Annotated in this window: 21 protein-coding genes and 1 pseudogene; 18 read left to right on the top strand and 4 right to left on the bottom strand. The window is 29.0% G+C overall.

Going from position 1 to position 16,682, the window contains the following annotated elements; translation table 11 throughout:
* Both ABCP60_RS14635 and ABCP60_RS14630 read left to right on the top strand, forming a co-directional pair.
* Window positions 1–873: hypothetical protein (locus ABCP60_RS14635; protein WP_343102009.1), on the top strand; the 873-nt coding region annotated here is incomplete at its 5' end.
* A gap of 55 nt (window positions 874–928) precedes the next feature.
* A complete protein-coding gene (locus ABCP60_RS14630; RefSeq protein ID WP_343102008.1) occupies window positions 929–1,147 on the top strand; it encodes a hypothetical protein in 219 nt (72 codons plus the stop codon).
* A 48-nt stretch (window positions 1,148–1,195) separates the two neighbouring features.
* Here ABCP60_RS14630 and yfcE read toward each other — a convergent pair whose 3' ends face one another.
* A complete protein-coding gene (gene yfcE / locus ABCP60_RS14625) occupies window positions 1,196–1,756 on the bottom strand; it encodes a phosphodiesterase (RefSeq protein ID WP_343102007.1) in 561 nt (186 codons plus the stop codon).
* 22 nt (window positions 1,757–1,778) lie between these two features.
* Window positions 1,779–2,579, bottom strand: coding sequence for an NAD(+)/NADH kinase (locus tag ABCP60_RS14620; RefSeq protein WP_092927352.1), 801 nt, complete (start codon window positions 2,577–2,579; stop codon window positions 1,779–1,781).
* 278 nt (window positions 2,580–2,857) lie between these two features.
* Here ABCP60_RS14620 and ABCP60_RS14615 point away from each other — a divergent pair, with 278 nt between their 5' ends.
* From ABCP60_RS14615 to ABCP60_RS14605, 3 genes are all read left to right on the top strand, one after another.
* Entirely contained in the window at window positions 2,858–3,760 is a 903-nt protein-coding gene (locus ABCP60_RS14615; RefSeq protein WP_092927350.1) for an RluA family pseudouridine synthase, read from the top strand.
* 23 nt (window positions 3,761–3,783) lie between these two features.
* A complete protein-coding gene (locus ABCP60_RS14610; protein ID WP_195236798.1) occupies window positions 3,784–4,788 on the top strand; it encodes a nucleoid-associated protein in 1,005 nt (334 codons plus the stop codon).
* A gap of 252 nt (window positions 4,789–5,040) precedes the next feature.
* Window positions 5,041–5,265 (top strand): hypothetical protein, encoded by a 225-nt coding sequence (locus tag ABCP60_RS14605; RefSeq protein WP_092927346.1) that lies wholly within the window; start codon window positions 5,041–5,043, stop codon window positions 5,263–5,265.
* A 44-nt stretch (window positions 5,266–5,309) separates the two neighbouring features.
* Here ABCP60_RS14605 and acpP read toward each other — a convergent pair whose 3' ends face one another.
* A complete protein-coding gene (gene acpP, locus ABCP60_RS14600; RefSeq protein ID WP_092927344.1) occupies window positions 5,310–5,537 on the bottom strand; it encodes an acyl carrier protein in 228 nt (75 codons plus the stop codon).
* Between the two features lie 150 nt (window positions 5,538–5,687).
* Between acpP and ABCP60_RS14595 the strand changes: the two genes are divergently transcribed.
* The 12 genes from ABCP60_RS14595 (at window position 5,688) to ABCP60_RS14540 (ending at window position 15,733) form a co-directional block, all read left to right on the top strand.
* Window positions 5,688–6,089, top strand: coding sequence for a hypothetical protein (locus ABCP60_RS14595; RefSeq protein ID WP_092927342.1), 402 nt, complete (start codon window positions 5,688–5,690; stop codon window positions 6,087–6,089).
* Window positions 6,090–6,140: 51 nt separating this feature from the next.
* Window positions 6,141–6,344 (top strand): hypothetical protein, encoded by a 204-nt coding sequence (locus ABCP60_RS14590; RefSeq protein WP_092927340.1) that lies wholly within the window; start codon window positions 6,141–6,143, stop codon window positions 6,342–6,344.
* A 175-nt stretch (window positions 6,345–6,519) separates the two neighbouring features.
* Window positions 6,520–6,732 (top strand): hypothetical protein, encoded by a 213-nt coding sequence (locus tag ABCP60_RS14585; protein WP_092927338.1) that lies wholly within the window; start codon window positions 6,520–6,522, stop codon window positions 6,730–6,732.
* Between the two features lie 198 nt (window positions 6,733–6,930).
* Window positions 6,931–7,119, top strand: coding sequence for a hypothetical protein (locus tag ABCP60_RS14580; protein WP_092927523.1), 189 nt, complete (start codon window positions 6,931–6,933; stop codon window positions 7,117–7,119).
* Between the two features lie 154 nt (window positions 7,120–7,273).
* Window positions 7,274–7,459, top strand: coding sequence for a hypothetical protein (locus tag ABCP60_RS14575; RefSeq protein WP_092927336.1), 186 nt, complete (start codon window positions 7,274–7,276; stop codon window positions 7,457–7,459).
* A 137-nt stretch (window positions 7,460–7,596) separates the two neighbouring features.
* Entirely contained in the window at window positions 7,597–7,791 is a 195-nt protein-coding gene (locus ABCP60_RS14570) for a hypothetical protein (RefSeq protein WP_092927334.1), read from the top strand.
* Window positions 7,792–8,036: 245 nt separating this feature from the next.
* The gene (locus tag ABCP60_RS14565; RefSeq protein ID WP_166504885.1) at window positions 8,037–9,047 is read left to right on the top strand and encodes a LacI family DNA-binding transcriptional regulator; all 1,011 of its coding nucleotides are present in this window, start codon (window positions 8,037–8,039) and stop codon (window positions 9,045–9,047) included.
* 154 nt (window positions 9,048–9,201) lie between these two features.
* Entirely contained in the window at window positions 9,202–10,770 is a 1,569-nt protein-coding gene (gene hutH, locus ABCP60_RS14560) for a histidine ammonia-lyase (RefSeq protein ID WP_166504886.1), read from the top strand.
* 21 nt (window positions 10,771–10,791) lie between these two features.
* A complete protein-coding gene (locus tag ABCP60_RS14555; RefSeq protein ID WP_343102006.1) occupies window positions 10,792–12,831 on the top strand; it encodes a urocanate hydratase in 2,040 nt (679 codons plus the stop codon).
* An 82-nt stretch (window positions 12,832–12,913) separates the two neighbouring features.
* Window positions 12,914–13,807 carry a glutamate formimidoyltransferase gene (ftcD, locus tag ABCP60_RS14550; protein WP_092927326.1) on the top strand — a complete coding sequence of 298 codons (894 nt, stop codon included), beginning with the start codon at window positions 12,914–12,916 and terminating at the stop codon, window positions 13,805–13,807.
* A gap of 4 nt (window positions 13,808–13,811) precedes the next feature.
* Window positions 13,812–15,077, top strand: coding sequence for an imidazolonepropionase (gene hutI / locus ABCP60_RS14545; RefSeq protein WP_092927324.1), 1,266 nt, complete (start codon window positions 13,812–13,814; stop codon window positions 15,075–15,077).
* A 14-nt stretch (window positions 15,078–15,091) separates the two neighbouring features.
* Window positions 15,092–15,733: a cyclodeaminase/cyclohydrolase family protein gene (locus ABCP60_RS14540; RefSeq protein ID WP_092927322.1), complete on the top strand. Its 642-nt coding sequence runs from the start codon at window positions 15,092–15,094 to the stop codon at window positions 15,731–15,733.
* A gap of 36 nt (window positions 15,734–15,769) precedes the next feature.
* Here the strand turns inward: ABCP60_RS14540 and ABCP60_RS14535 are convergent, their stop codons facing one another.
* Complete coding sequence (locus tag ABCP60_RS14535) at window positions 15,770–16,210, bottom strand: hypothetical protein (protein WP_092927320.1); 441 nt, start codon at window positions 16,208–16,210, stop codon at window positions 15,770–15,772.
* 205 nt (window positions 16,211–16,415) lie between these two features.
* On the opposite strand from ABCP60_RS14535, the pseudogene ABCP60_RS14530 reads away from it, so the two are divergent.
* Window positions 16,416–16,682: pseudogene (locus ABCP60_RS14530) on the top strand (hypothetical protein); the annotation flags it as partial.

Here is a 16,682-nt window from a genome sequence, read left to right as displayed (position 1 = left end):
ACATCAGACTCAGACTCAACAGCAGATGCAGATGCAACATCTGACTCAACATCAACATCAGACTCAGATGCAACAGCGGATGCAGACTCAACAGCAGATGCAACATCTGACTCAACATCAACATCAGATTCAGATGCAACAGCGGATGCAGATGCGACATCTGATTCAACATCAGACTCAGATGCAACAGCAGATGCAACATCTGATTCAACATCAGACTCAGATGCAACAGCAGATGCGGACTCAACAGCAGATGCGGACTCAACATCTGATTCAACATCAGACTCAGATGCAACAGCAGATGCAACATCTGATTCAACATCAGACTCAGATGCAACAGCAGATGCGGACTCAACAGCAGATGCGGACTCAACATCTGATTCAACATCAGACTCAGATGCAACAGCAGATGCGGACTCAACAGCGGATGCAGATGCGACATCTGATTCAACATCAGACTCAGATGCAACAGCAGATGCAGACTCAACAGCGGATGCAGATGCAACATCTGATTCAACATCAGACTCAGATGCAACAGCAGATGCGGACTCAACAGCGGATGCAGATGCAACATCTGACTCAACATCAACATCAGATTCAGATGCAACAGCGGATGCAGATGCGACATCTGATTCAACATCAGACTCAGACTCAACAGCAGATGCAAGTGCAGATGTAGATTCAACATCAGAATCTAGTGCAAACAATCAATCAAATGCAAACAACAATATAGGACCAATAACTGTTCACACACCTATAAATATATATGTTACTTGTGGATGTTGTGGAAAAAAACATAAATTTGAACATGATGAAATAAATTGCAATAATAACAATTGCGATGATGATAATAACAATAACAATTGTTGTTAGGACTAGCAAGAAAATAGGAAAATATAATTATTAAAAAATAAGGAGTATATGGGATATGAATTTTAGAAAAAAAATGCAGAGTAGTAAAAGCTCGCATGATAGCAAACATGATAGCAAACATGATAGCAAACACGATAGCCAGCATGATAGCAAACATGATAGCCAGCATGACAACAAACACGATAGCAAACATGATAGTAAGAGTGAACCAATAAAAAATAGTAAAAAAGTGAGCGATTCTAAAACGGTTAAAAAAAGTGGAGACGATGAATAAAAAGTAGATATATATAAATAGAGGAGAGGCTAAAATAACCTCTCCCTTTTAATTTATATGTATTACGTCGCCGCTATTTATATCTAGTAAGTTAAATTCCATATTAACTTCATCATCACTTTGATTTATATCTATAATAGCGACTGAATGAGTGCCATCTTTAGGAATTGATGTACTTCCAGGATTTAATACTATTAAATTTTCATCTATATAAAGTTCTTTAACATGAGTATGACCAAGAATAAGTATATCTCCACCCATATTTTTAGCATCTTGTATAGTATCTTCTTTAGACTTAGTATATCCATGAGTCATTATTATTCTAGTTTCACCAAATTGATTCATAACATACGGACTTTGGATAGGATGCTTTATAACCATTTGATCAACGTCAGCGTCACAATTTCCCCTAGCGATAATTATATTATTAAGTTCATTAATTTTGGCTATTACTCCTTTTGGATTATAACCTTCTGGAATATCATTTCTAGGTCCATGGTACAGAACATCACCACCATGTAAAATTACATCACACTCAGATAATGCATCTAGTGCCTTTTCAAAATAAAGTAAACTTCCATGAGTATCGCTCATTACACCTATTTTCATTTCATTTCCTCCTAAGTTAAGATTACAAGAATTTTTCAGAAACCCTACTCCAAAATTCATAGTTTGACATTCTGAGTAATTTTATTTTAACATCAGACATAAAAGTTTTAATGCTAGAAATACGATTAAATTTATGCTCGACTCCATCTATTACTATTATAATTGAGTTTTCAAATCTATATTCAGGAGTAATATTTATTACAGAATCATTAGAACATATAATACTAGAAGTAAAACTTCTATAAGCATTTGTATTTATAGGATAAAGTGGAGTAAGCTGCATTAAGCTTATACTTGGATCAACAATACTACCTCCTGCTGCATAATTGTAGGCTGTTGAACCTGTAGGAGTTGATATAATCATTCCATCTCCACTAAATTTTTGTATATGTCTATCATTTATATTTACGTCAATGTGTATAATCCTAGATTTATCTCCTTTTACAACGACTTCATTTATAGCAAATATATCATTACAATGTTTATCAGTACAGATACTAGCACCAAGAAGAGGTATATCTTGTATCAAATAATCTTCATTTATGTATGATGTTATAAATCTATCAATATCATCTGGAGAAATATCTGGGAAAAAGCCAAGGTGCCCTGTGTTTATCCCGACTACTGGAACATCAGGAAAATTAAAATCGTGAACAGTCTTTAAAAAAGATCCATCTCCACCAATTGATATAACAAGTTCTGTATCTGGATGGAAATAATCGATTACCTCAAATCCAGCAGAAATCAGTTTGTTAGTTAATAAGTTTTTCGTTGCAATAGATTTTTTAAGTTCATTTGATTTTACAGTTATAATTTTTCTCATTTTTCCACCCCTCTATACTTTGTATTATAGCATAACTTAATAGGTTAAATTATAGTTAATTAAAAGTAGACAAATAAACTCTTTATACTCAAATAGTTGATTATAGAGGTACATATATAAGATAATACATAAAGAAAGAATTTATGTATACTAAAAATAAGTAAAATTTAAAGTTTATAAACAAATATAAGTAAGATATTAATAATAAAAGGTCTTATCTATTAATCTAAAATAGTATAAAATATATAATGTTATAAGAAAAGAAGGTAGGTGCAGATTTGTTTAAAAAGGAAGAACAAAGGTATAATATCATATCTTATACGAGTGAAGAAAATTCAACGTTAAAAGAGATACTATTAGATAAATTAAATTTCTCTGTAAGATCATTATCAAAGATGAAAAGAGAACAAAGTATGTTAGTAAACGGTGAATTTAAAAAGCCTAGTACTAAAGTTAAAAAAGGTGATTTAATAGAAGTAAAAATAGAAGAAGATATGGCGAATTTTACACCACAAGATTTAAATTTAGACATATTGTATGATGACTTTGATATAATAATGGTTAACAAACCACCGTTTATGGTGGTACATCCGACTAAAAGCCATAGTGAAAGCACAATAGCAAATGGGATAACTGACTATATAATCAAGAAAAATGAAAAAGTTAAAGTAAGGTTTGTAAATAGATTAGATATGAATACATCTGGTTTAGTTATAGTTGCCAAAAATGCTTATGCACATCATACTTTATCATTAGATATGAGCAAAGATAAAGTTGAAAAAACTTATATAACTGTTGTAAAAGGAATAGTAAAAGAAGATTTTGGAACTATAAATCAACCAATATATAGACCCACGGAAGATAGTATAAAAAGAGTTGTGGATGAAAGAGGGCAGGAATCTGTAACTCATTATAAAGTATTAGAAAGATTAAATGATGCTACAGTACTAGAAGTAAAGCTTGAAACAGGGAGAACACATCAAATAAGAGTCCATATGAACTATATAGGGCATGGTATAATAGGTGATGAGCTTTATGGATATGTAGATGAAAATCTCATAAATAGACAAGCATTACATGCATATAGCTTAAAATTTAATCAGCCTAGAACGAAAGAAGAGTTAGAGTTTAAGGCTAATTTACCAAAAGATATAGAAGACTTAATAAATAAGCTAAAATAACAAATATAATTAGAGGTGAGATTATGATAATTCATAAGTTTATAATACATGTATTAGATAAAAATAGTGATGTTCCAATACTAAATGACTATGAGGGAAAAATAAATCCTGAGGTAGATAAGTTTTTCCAAAAAATAATAAAAAGAGTAACTAAAGATGATGATTTAAGAAAAGGAATATTTAAGGATTATAACAATAATATAATAAAAAATTGCTGTGAGCAGATAATATATGATGAAAGTACTTTCTTAGAAAATTCTAAGGAAATAGCAGCATATTTATTTGATATAATGAAGATCAATTCGGAAATAGATTCATGTGATTTAGCAATATGTTTATATACAGTTAAGGATGAAAAATATGTAGCTATACTTAAGCTAGATTATAAAAAACTTTACACTCATTCTATAGAATTTATAGATGATAAGTTTAATATACAAATGGTTGCAAATGAAATAGGTATACCAGAAACAGGAAGACAAAAGCAATGTGCAATTATAGGAGTAAGTGGAATAAATGATGAGTTTCATTTAAGATTGTTAGATAAAGATGCAGAGAAGGAAGAAAGTGAATCAAAGTTCATTAAGGAATTCTTAAATGCAGAAAGAATTGATGATGACAAATATAAGACGAAGGTATTTAAAAAGTCAGCGGAAAATTGGATAACAAATGCATTAACAGAAAATATAAAACAAGCAGAAGATATGAGAAGTGTACTTAATTATACATTAAAAGAAAAGCATGAAATAGATGTGAATGATTTTATAGAAAATAATATAAAAGATGAAAATCTAAAAGAAAGCTTCAAAGAACATATGGAAGATAAGGGATTAGATGAAGGTTTCAATATAGATAAAACATGGGTTGAAAAAAAGCTTAAGAAAAGAAGTATAAAAACGGATAATGGATTTGATTTAAAAGGAAATTTAGAAGATTTTGAAGACCCAATGAAATACAGTGTAAAGCAAAACCCAGATGGAAGTATAGATATAACATTAAAAAATATTAGATTTTACGAAGAGAAGTAGCAAAAAGCACCAAAGACTTATAAAGCTTTGGTGCTTTTTGTATACAAATATTCTGTATTAAACTTTCTGTATTAAACTTAAAATATATGTTTAATTTTTAGAGTAAAGTAATTTCAAGAAATCTGCGCATGTTAAAAATAATATTTTAATTATTAGGAGTAAATTTAATTTTTTAGTGTACATGCAATATATATTATTGAAAGCCATATAAATATAATAGGACTAAAATTGTTACATATTAAGGGGGGAAATATGGAACAACTAAAAGATATGTTAAGAGGGTTTGATTTTGTAGATGATAATCCAATGATATTTTTTTTGATAATAGGATTGGTTGTACTTCTTTTAATTAATTCAAATGGAAACTTAGATTGTTTTTTCGACCAAAATAATTCATTAGTTTGGATTATACTTTTAGTATTTTTAGTATTTATGCTTGGGAGAAATGATGGTTGCCATGATGATTTTTGCTGTTAATAAGTTAAAACCGAGCTTCATATGCTCGGCTTTATTTCTTTAGATTATTGGTTATCTTCTATATATTTACAGATATCACCTATAGTTTTGAAGTTTTCAGCTTCCTCATCTGGAATTTCTATTCCAAATTCATCTTCAAGAGCCATTATAACTTCAACAGCATCTAAAGAGTCAGCTTCTAAATCTTCTATTAAAGAAGTATCTTTAGTCATTACATTTGTGTTATCTATTCCTAATTGTTCAGCTATTATTGATTTTATTTTTTCAAACATGGTTTAACCCTCCTAGACACGGTTTATAAATTTACTTGTAGTTTAATATAATATTAAAAATTTTTCAATAGAGTTTTTAAGAAAATGTAATAAACTTTTTTAATGAGAATATAAATTAATATATAAATTTTATACATAGGAGGAATTGTTATGAAGTATATAAGTTTACTAATATCTTCAATTGGAGTATTTTTAGTAATATTAGGAAATTTTTATTATAATTCAGTAACATTAGATATGCAAAAGATTAAAGATTATGTGGCAGAAACAAATATTATACTAGAAGATATAATAGATAAGGAATATTATGTATTAGAAAATAAACAAGACTATATAAAAAGACTTAATAGTCTTAAAGAAGGATTAAATAATACTGATACAACATTTTTAATAGATAATTATAAAAACTATAAGGTAAAGTCCATAGATAGTTTAGTAAAAAGCTTAAAAGAGACAGAAGGTAAAAAGATATATTTAGGAGAAGTAGAAAAGTACAATAAATTATGTGATAGAGAGATTGATAGGTTAATAATCAATAAAAACTTAGTATAGTAATCTTATATACATTTAATAAAGACATCATGAATTAAAAGGGGGGGTTTAATGGCAAAATTAGAAGATACCCTAACTCGTTTGTTTGGAGGGAATAATAATATTTTAAACAATAGAATGCTAATAGTTATAGTATTAGTATTTATTGTTATATTTACAGATTTATTAGATGACTTTCTAGAAAACGATAATGCTTGGATGTGGATTATATTAGTACTACTTTTATTATTTAATTTTGATGAAAGTCTTTGTTAATAAGCTTTTTTAAAGAAATCATTTGATTTCTTTTTTTGTGTAAAAAAATTTAGTAATAGACAAATATATTATGATTTAATTTAATAAAAGGGTAACAATTTTACACATTATTACATAATATTTATTAAATAGTTAGTAATATACTATTATTCATAAAATTAAAGGTGGGATATTAATGTCAACAGATCAAGGATTATCAAGATTCTTTGGAGGAGGATTATTTGGCAACACTGGTCTAATAGTATTGATAGTAATAGGTGTAATACTTTTACTAGGAGATGATCTTCTTGAATGGATATTATGTGATGATATGGGTATTATTTGGATAGTTCTTATAATACTTTTATTGACTAATTTTGATTTTGATTGTGGATGTGGATGTTGTTAATAAAGAACTCTATTTAGAGTTCTTTATTAACAAAAAATTTTATAAATTATAAAAAAATAATAACACTTTTTGAAAAATTACATACTATGTATTAAGTGGGCAAAAGCCCTAACGAGACATAAATATACTTCACTAAAGAATTATTCTTATGTAGGGGGGATTTTTGTGAGTAGCAAATTAAGTAGAGTTTTTGATTGTATGGGAGGAGGAGGATGGTGGATAATAATACTATTCTTCTTGTTCTTAGTTTTCCAAGAATGTTGGAGCGATATATGCATAACTGACTGGATTCCATTCCTAATATTATTATTAATAGTGTGTTCATGTGTAGGAGTTAATGATGGAGATTTTGGATGCTGTGAGGCTAACTTCGACTGTGGATGCTAAATAAGAAAACAAAAGAGTGCTTTGCATTCTTTTGTTTTTTTATTTTAAATTATAAAAATAAAAATTATACAAACTAATATCACAAATTTAATTTCTTGCATATTATATGTTAAGAGTGAAAACTCAAATTATAATAACAACAGGAGGTAGCAAAATGTTAGATAGATTATTTGGTGGTTGTGATGGTTTCTTTGGAGGTGCTTGGTGGATAATAATATTATTCTTCTTATTCTTAGTATTTGGAGAACAATGGTGTGAAATAGAAATAGTTGAATGGATACCATTCTTAATATTACTATTAATAGTTTGTAGTTGTGGAGAAATTGGAGGAGATTGTTAGTAAAATTAAAAAATAAAAAACATTATGAGTAACAAAAATTTAAAAGATTCATATTATATACTATACAAAATTTTAGATTATGTATAGACATCTAAAAGTTAATTCATTAAAAAATTTATCAAAGGGAGGAATTTGTTATGCTAGATAGATTTTTTGGAGATTGTGGATTTTTCGCAGGTGGAGCTTGGTGGATAATAGTATTATTCTTCTTATTCTTAGCTTTCCAAGAATGTTGGAGTGAGATTTGTATAACTGATTGGATACCATTCTTAATATTATTATTAATAACATGTTCTTGTGGAGGTCTTTTCGAAGACGGAGATTGCTGTTAATATTTACTAAAAAAGCAACGGTGTTAAATACCGTTGCTTTTTTTTTAATTTAGAGATAAAATATTTACTTATGAAGGTAAATTAATACGCTGTTTTTGGGTATAAAAATTATATTACATAATAAAACTAATAAATAATCGTCTTAAAATATTTATAAAATTTATAATATATGGTAAAATTAAAATTTAAGAAAGTAGACGGATTAAACTTTAAAATACATAAAATATGTATAAGGAGGAACTAAAATGAAAAGCAACATAACTATAAAAGATGTGGCAAAAAGAGCTGGAGTTTCTATATCTACGGTATCTAGAGTTATAAATGATTCAAAACCAGTTACTGATGAAGTAAAGCAAAAAGTTTTAGATGTTATAAAGGAAACAGGTTATATACCAAACCCTCTAGCTCGAAGTTTAGTTACTAAAAAAAGTCAGCTAATAGGAGTTATAGTACCAGAAGTATCGGATTCTTTTGTAAATGAAATATTAAATGGTATAGAGGAAGTAGCTAAAATGTATGATTATGAGATATTATTAGCTAATACTTACTCAAATAAAGAACAAGAATTAAAAAGTATAAATTTACTAAGAGCAAAACAAGTTGAAGGTATCGTTATGATATCTTGGAAAGTAGAAGAAGATCATATAAACTATATACAAAACTGTGGAATACCAGCAACTTATATAAGTAAAACAGCAAGAAATTATGATATATATACAGTAAGTACAAGTAATAAAGAAGCTACTTATGATATGACTAAATATCTTTTAGATAAAGGGCATGAAAAAATAGCATTTGTGATGACTAGTAAAGATGATACAGTACTTGAAATGGAAAGATTATCGGGATATGAAGAAGCCTTAAATGAAAGAAATATACAATTAGATAAGAGCTTAGTTAAATATGGTGGAACTACTTATGAAGCTGGATATGAAAGTATGAAAGAACTACTTGATGAAGGAATAATACCTCATGCAGCATTTGTAACGGGAGATGAAGCTGCAATAGGAGCCATAAATGCAATATGCGATGCTGGATATAAAGTACCGGAAGATATATCAGTTGCAGGATTTAATGATGTAAAAATAGCTAATATGTATAGACCAAAATTAACTACAGTACATCAACCATTATATGATATGGGAGCTGTAGCTATAAGAATGGTAATCAAAATGATAAATAAAGAACAGTTAGACGAAAAGAAAATAGAATTACCATACAGAATAGTTGAAAGAGAAAGTGTAATAGAAAGATAATAAAAAAGTGTCTTAAAATAATACTAGCATTATTTTAAGACACTTTTTTATTATAGCTATATCATATAATTTTAATTATTATTAAGGAGGATTGCATAAAAAAGTATAGAAGTCTTTTAAATAGAATATATTTTTACATTGGGGAGGTTACGCTGTGGGGATAATTACACTAAATGGAAATGATTTAACCATAGAAGATGTTGTAAAAGTAGCAAGGAATGATTATAAGGTAAAGCTTAGTAAGGAAGCTATAGATAATATTCAAAAATCTAGAGCTTTAGTAGATAAATTCGTGAAAGAAGATAAAGTATCTTATGGAATAACTACAGGCTTTGGAAGATTTTCAGATATAGTTATATCTAAAGATGACGCAAAAGAATTACAAAGAAATTTAATTATAAGTCATTCTTGTGGAGTGGGAAATCCACTAGACGAAGAAATAGTAAGAGCTATTATGCTACTTAGAATAAATGCTTTGTCAAAGGGATATTCAGGGATAAGATTACAAACATTAGAAGTATTAATAAGTATGGTAAATGAAGGAGTACATCCTATAATACCAGAGAAAGGTTCACTTGGTGCATCTGGAGATTTAGCGCCACTATCTCATATGGTTTTAACTATGATAGGAGAAGGTGAAGCTATATATAAAGGTGAAAGATTACCTTCAAAAGAAGCAATGAAAAAAGCAAACATAGATATATTAGAAGACTTATCTTATAAAGAAGGTTTAGCTCTTATAAATGGAACACAAGTTATGACGGCAATAGGTCTATTAACACTATATGACTCCATAAATCTATTAAAGCATGCAGATATAGCATTAGCTTTAACTATGGAAGGTTTAAATGGAATATCTTGTGCAATGGACGAGAAGGTTCATAGAGTAAGACCACATAAAGGTCAAATAAATACAGCTAAAAATATATTAAATATAGTTAAAGATAGTGAAATGACAACAAAACAAGGAGAAATAAGAGTACAAGATGCATATTCATTAAGATGTTCTCCTCAAATACATGGTGCTAGCAAAGATGCTATAGAATATGTTAAAAATAAAGTAAATATAGAGATCAACTCAGTAACAGACAACCCAATAATATTTCCAAATCAAGAAGAAGTTATATCAGGTGGAAACTTCCACGGACAACCAATGGCATTAGCTTTTGATTTTTTATCAATAGCATTAGCAGAGATAGCTAATATATCAGAAAGAAGATTAGAAAAATTAGTAAACCCAGCAATAAATCATAATTTGCCAGCATTTTTAGTAAATAAAGGTGGATTAAACTCAGGATTTATGATTGTGCAGTATAGTGCAGCATCTCTAGTATCTGAAAACAAAGTTTTAGCACATCCAGCAAGTGTAGATTCAATACCATCATCAGCAAATCAAGAAGATCATGTTTCTATGGGAACTATAGCAGCTAGAAAAGCAAGAGAAATAATGAAAAATACTAGAAAAGTATTATCAATGGAAATATTAGGAGCAGTCCAAGCCATAGATTTAAGAGAAAATAATAATTTAGGAGTAGGAAGTAAGGCTGCCTATAAAGTTGTGAGAGATAATATACCATTTGTTGATAAAGATAGGATAATGTATAAAGATATTGATAAATGCGAAGATATAATAATTTCAAATTTAATAATTGATAAAGTAGAAGAAGCTATAGAAGAAGATATTTTAGTAAATGAAGAAATTCCAGAAGTAAGTTTTATATAAAGCACTATAAGGAGGATGCTAATGGAGAAAACATTAAATATTTTAAATCAAGAAATATTTGAAGGAATGTCTATAAAAATTAATGAAATACCTAAAGATAATTGTGAATTTATTAAAGGAATAAGAAGAGCGCCAAAAAGAGAGGCAAAACTATCTAAAGAGGATATAAAGTTAGCGCTTAAAAATGCATTAAGATATATACCTGAAAATTATCATGAAGAATTAGCACCAGAGTTTTTAAAAGAACTAATGACAATGGGAAGAATATATGGATATAGATTTAGACCAAAAGGAAATATAAAAGGAAAATCTATAGAAGAGTATGAAGGAAAATGTATAGAAGGTAAAGCCTTTCAGGTTATGATAGATAATAACCTAGATTTTGATATAGCTCTTTATCCATATGAGCTTGTAACTTATGGAGAAACAGGGCAAGTGTTTCAAAATTGGATGCAATATGTACTGGTTAAAGAGTATCTAAAAGTTTTAACTGAAGATCAAACATTAGTTATACAATCTGGCCATCCATTAGGTCTTTTTAAGTCAAAACCAGATGCCCCAAGAGTAATACTTACAAATGGTCTTATGATAGGAATGTTTGATAACCAAGAAGAATGGAAAAGAGCAGCTGCTATAGGTGTTTCAAATTATGGACAGATGACAGCTGGAGGATGGATGTATATAGGTCCGCAAGGAATCGTTCATGGAACTTATTCAACACTTTTAAATGCAGGAAGATTAGTACTAGGTTTAGGGAAGGAAGAAGATTTAAAAGGCAAACTATTTGTAACTTCGGGCCTTGGAGGAATGAGTGGTGCTCAAGGTAAGGCTATAGAAATTGCTGGTGGAGTAGGTATAATAGCTGAAGTTGATTATTCAAGAATAGAAACAAGATATAATCAAGGTTGGGTTAGTAAAATTGCTAATACCTGTGAAGAAGCATTTAATTTAGCGAAGGAGTATATGGACAAAAGAAAAGAATGTGCCATTGCATATCATGGAAATATAGTAGATTTATTAGAATATGCTGTTAATAATAACATATTTATAGACTTACTTTCTGACCAAACATCTTGTCATGCTGTTTATGATGGAGGATACTGCCCACAAGGTATTACATTTGAAGAAAGAACAGAGCTTTTAGATAAGAATAAAACTAGATTTATAGAACTTGTAAATAAAACTCTAGTAAATCATTTTAATTTGATAAAAGAACTTAATAAAAGAGGAACATATTTCTTTGATTATGGTAACAGTTTTATGAAAGCTATATATGATGCAGGGTGTAAGGAAATATCAAAAAATAAAGTAGATGAAAAAGATGGATTTATATTCCCATCATATGTTGAAGATATACTAGGGCCTCAATTGTTTGACTATGGATATGGTCCATTTAGATGGGTATGCCTATCAGGAAAAGAAGAAGACTTAGAAAAAACAGATAAAGCAGCGATGGAGATAATAGATCCAGACAGAAGATATCAAGATAGAGATAACTGGATATGGATAAGAGATGCAAAGAAAAACGCTTTGGTTGTAGGTACTCAAGCTAGAATATTATATCAAGATGCTATGGGAAGAACTAACATTGCACTTAAATTTAATGACATGATAAGAAAAGGTGAAATAGGACCAGTAATGTTAGGTAGAGATCACCATGATGTGTCAGGTACAGATTCTCCATTTAGAGAGACATCAAATATAAAAGATGGAAGTAATATAATGGCTGATATGGCAACTCATTGTTTTGCAGGTAATTGTGCAAGAGGAATGAGTTTGGTAGCTCTTCACAATGGAGGAGGAGTTGGTATAGGTAAATCTATAAATGGCGGGTTTGGAATGGTATTAGATGGATCTTTAAGAGTTGACGATATATTAAGAAGTTCTATGCCTTGGGATGTTATGAGTGGTGTTGCAAGAAGAGCATGGGCTAGAAATGAAAATTCTATAAGTACAGTTATTGAATATAATAAAATGTGTAAAGGCAAAGATCATATAACATTACCATATTTGGTAGAAGAAGAAGTTATAGATGAGATTATAGAGAATTTAAATTTTTAGCAAATTATTATAGAAAATATTAACCACATAATAAATTTTAAATTCTATATAAAACATATAAAGTTATAGGGGGGGGAAGTATATGGCCGTAGTTCAATGCGTACCAAATTTTAGTGAAGGAAGAGATTTAGAAAAAATAGAGAAAATAGTAGAACCACTAAGAAAAAAAGAAGGTGTAAAGCTATTAAACTATGAAGCTGATAAAAATTACAATAGACTGGTTGTAACAGTTATAGGAGAACCACAACAAGTTAAAAAGGCAGTGTTTGAGTCTATAGAAGTTGCTAAAAATATAATAGATATGAATAATCATAAGGGGCAACATTCAAGATTTGGTGCAACTGATGTTTGTCCATTTATACCTATAAAAGATATGACTATGGAGGATGCTGTCAATTTAGCTAAAGAACTTGGAAGAGAAGTTTCAGATAAATTAAGTATACCAGTATTTTTATATGAAGATGCAGCGACAAAACCTGATAGACAAAATCTTGCCAACGTAAGAAAAGGAGAATTTGAAGGTTTAGATGAAAAGCTAAAAGATAGCAATTGGATACCTGATTTTGGAGAAGCTAAAAAGCATGAAAGCGCAGGTGCAATAGCTATAGGTGCTAGGAGACCTCTTATTGCATATAATATAAACCTTGATACTGATAACATAGAAATTGCAAATAAAATAGCTAAAACTATTAGACACTCAAGCGGAGGTTATAGGTATATAAAAGCGGGACCTGTTGAAATACCAGAAAGAAAAATCACTCAAGTAACGATGAATCTAACTGATTACACAAAAACTAGTATGTATAGGGCTTTTGAAGCTGTAAAAATGGAAGCTAGAAGGTTTGGAGTAAATGTTACTGGAAGTGAAGTAGTAGGACTTTGCCCTATGGAGGCACTTATAGATGTTGCTTCTTATTATTTAGGATTAGAAAACTTTGATTTAGAAAAAGTATTAGAAACTAGTTTGATGGAGTAATGGTATGATAGCAGATTTGATTATAAAAAACATTGGTAAATTAGCTACTTGTAAAAGTGATGAAACTAAAAGTAAAAAAGATATGAGCAATATAGAAATGATAGAAGATGCATATATATCAATAAAAGATGGTAAATTCATTTCAATAGGAAGTAAAGATGATTATCATAGCATGATAGATGAAAAAACAGAGGTAGTAGATGCAAATGGTTTATTAGTAACACCAGGGCTTATAGATTCACATACTCATTTAGTGCATGGCGGATCAAGAGAAAATGAATTTTATAAGAAACTTTTGGGTGTTTCTTATATAGATATATTAAAACAAGGTGGAGGAATTTTAAGCACGGTTAATGCTACTAAAATATCTACTAAAGAAGAATTATACGATAAAGCTAAAAAAAGCTTAGATAGAATGTTAGAGTTTGGAGTAACAACAGTAGAAGCTAAGAGTGGTTATGGATTAGAATTAGATACAGAAATAAAACAACTTGAAGTTGCAAAAGAGTTAGATAATGATCATCCTATAGATTTAGTACATACATATTTAGGAGCACATGCTATACCGTTAGAATATAGAGAAAATCATGATGAGTTTATATTTAAAATATTAGAAGACATGAAGAAGATAAAGGAATTAGATTTAGCTGAATTTTGCGATGTATTTTGTGAAGATAGTGTATTTTCAATAGAAGAAAGTGAATTAATACTTAAAAAGGCAAAGGAATGTGGATATAAACTAAAAATTCATGCTGATGAGATTGTATCACTAGGAGGAGCAGAGCTTTCTGCAAAATTAGGCTGTATATCAGCCGACCATTTAATGGCAGCTAGTGAAGATGGTATTAAAATGATGGCAAAAGAAAATGTAGTAGCTAATATTCTTCCAGCAACATCATTTAATTTAAATAAATCATATGCAAATGCAAGAAAAATGATAGATTTAGGTGTTAGAGTAGCTATATCTAGTGATTATAATCCAGGGAGTTGTCCAAGTGAAAATCTTCAATTTGCAATGCAATTAGGATGTTTAGGATTGAAAATGACTCCAAATGAAGTTTTAAATGCAGTAACTATTAATGCATCGTATTGTATTGATAGGCAATATGAAATAGGATCAATAGAAGTCGGTAAAAGAGCAGATTTTGTTATATTTGATTCTCCTAATATAGAATACTTAATGTATCACTTTGGAATAAACCATGTAGATAGAGTTTATAAAGATGGAAAACTAGTAGTAAAAGATAAGCGTGTATGTTATAACAATTAAAGGATGGGGAAAGTATGAAATTAATAGATATGAGTTTAAATGAATTTTCTGATGAAGTAGATTCTAGCTCACCAGCTCCTGGTGGAGGTTCAGTAGCTGCTTTAGCTAGTAATATAGGGGTAGGACTTTGCAAAATGATGGCTCATTTAAGTTTTGGAAAGAAAAAATATGAAAATTTAGATGAAGCTATAAGAATAGAATTTGTAAATATATTTAATCAACTATCAGATATAAGGCAAGAACTAGTAAACTTAGTTGATAAAGATACAGAAGCATTTAATGAAGTTATGAAGGCTTTAAAAATGCCTAAAAATAGTGAGGAAGAAATAAAAAATAGAAATAGTGCAATTCAAGATGCAACTTTATTTTCAATAGAAGTTCCGTATAAGACAGCAGAATTATCACTAGAAGCATTAAAATTAGTAGATTATATAGCTACTTATGGAAATCAAAATGCCATAACAGATATAGGTGTAGGGACATTAATGATTTATACAGGGTTAGAAGGTGCTATACTTAATGTAAAGGTAAATTTATCTAGTATTAAGGATGATAATACAAAAAATCACTATACTAAATGTTGTGGTGAAATATTAGAGCTAGGAAATAAGATTAAAGATAAGGTAATAGAGGATATACATTCTAAAATAAGTTAAAAAAAGCTATCCTAATTTTAGGATAGCTTTTTTTATTTATGGTCTTTTAGTTTTTTTGACTTTTTTAACTACTTTTTTTGGATGTGCTGGGGAAGATGACTCACTAGGAGAAGATATTTTGTTTTTGCTAGGCTTAGACTTTTTACTAGATTTAGAATTTTTAGATTCACTAGTAGAAGCTCCAGATCCTTTTTTAGTTTTAGATTTCTTAGCATTAATTTTATTTTCAATTTCAGCATCAGATATTTTTTTCATTATAACATCTAGTTTATTTCGCTGTTCTTCATCTAGGAAAGTCTTAAATTTAGAGACAACTTCATCTCTTCCCTTTAGAGTTTGACCTATTTTGATTAGTTCATCCATTAACTCACCTTCAGACTTACCTTTATAGCTGTCAGCAATTTGTTCTATTTTATCTTTATCTATATTTTTTTCTTTAGCCATTTTCTCTAGAGCTTCTGCATTTATCTTTTTCATAAAAATGCCCCTTTCTATAATATATATTGAATTTTTCTCATACTATTTATATATAGAAAAAATTATAAAATGTGAAGAGATTCTATCTTAGATAAAAATTTCTATAGATAATATATATGCACACGAAATAAAAAAAAGTAACACTAATAACAAATAAAACATAAATATATATGAGGGAGAAGTATATTTTAAGGGGTGACGATTATTGAATAATCTACTTTTAATACTTGGAATGATTGCACTTAGTAACGGGAATATATCATTAGGAGATTTATCCTTATTTGATAATAAAAATAAAGCTAAATCAAAGGGGGTTAAGGAAAATATTGATATGACTCAAAAAAATGATAGAAATAGTAGAGATAAAACAAAAAAAGTAAGAGTTAATAAAAAAAGAAGAAAAAAGAGTAGTGATAATTCAAATAATAATTCTATTGCATTTAGTATAAATGATATAAATAAAGGTTTAAAA

Source organism: Romboutsia sp. MSSM.1001216sp_RTP31141st1_G3_RTP31141_220114, assembly GCF_039031195.1.
GTDB classification, from domain to species: domain Bacteria; phylum Bacillota; class Clostridia; order Peptostreptococcales; family Peptostreptococcaceae; genus Romboutsia_C; species Romboutsia_C hominis.
The sequence above is the reverse complement of the archived record's forward strand: the minus strand, read 5'-3'. Positions and strand labels throughout refer to the sequence as shown.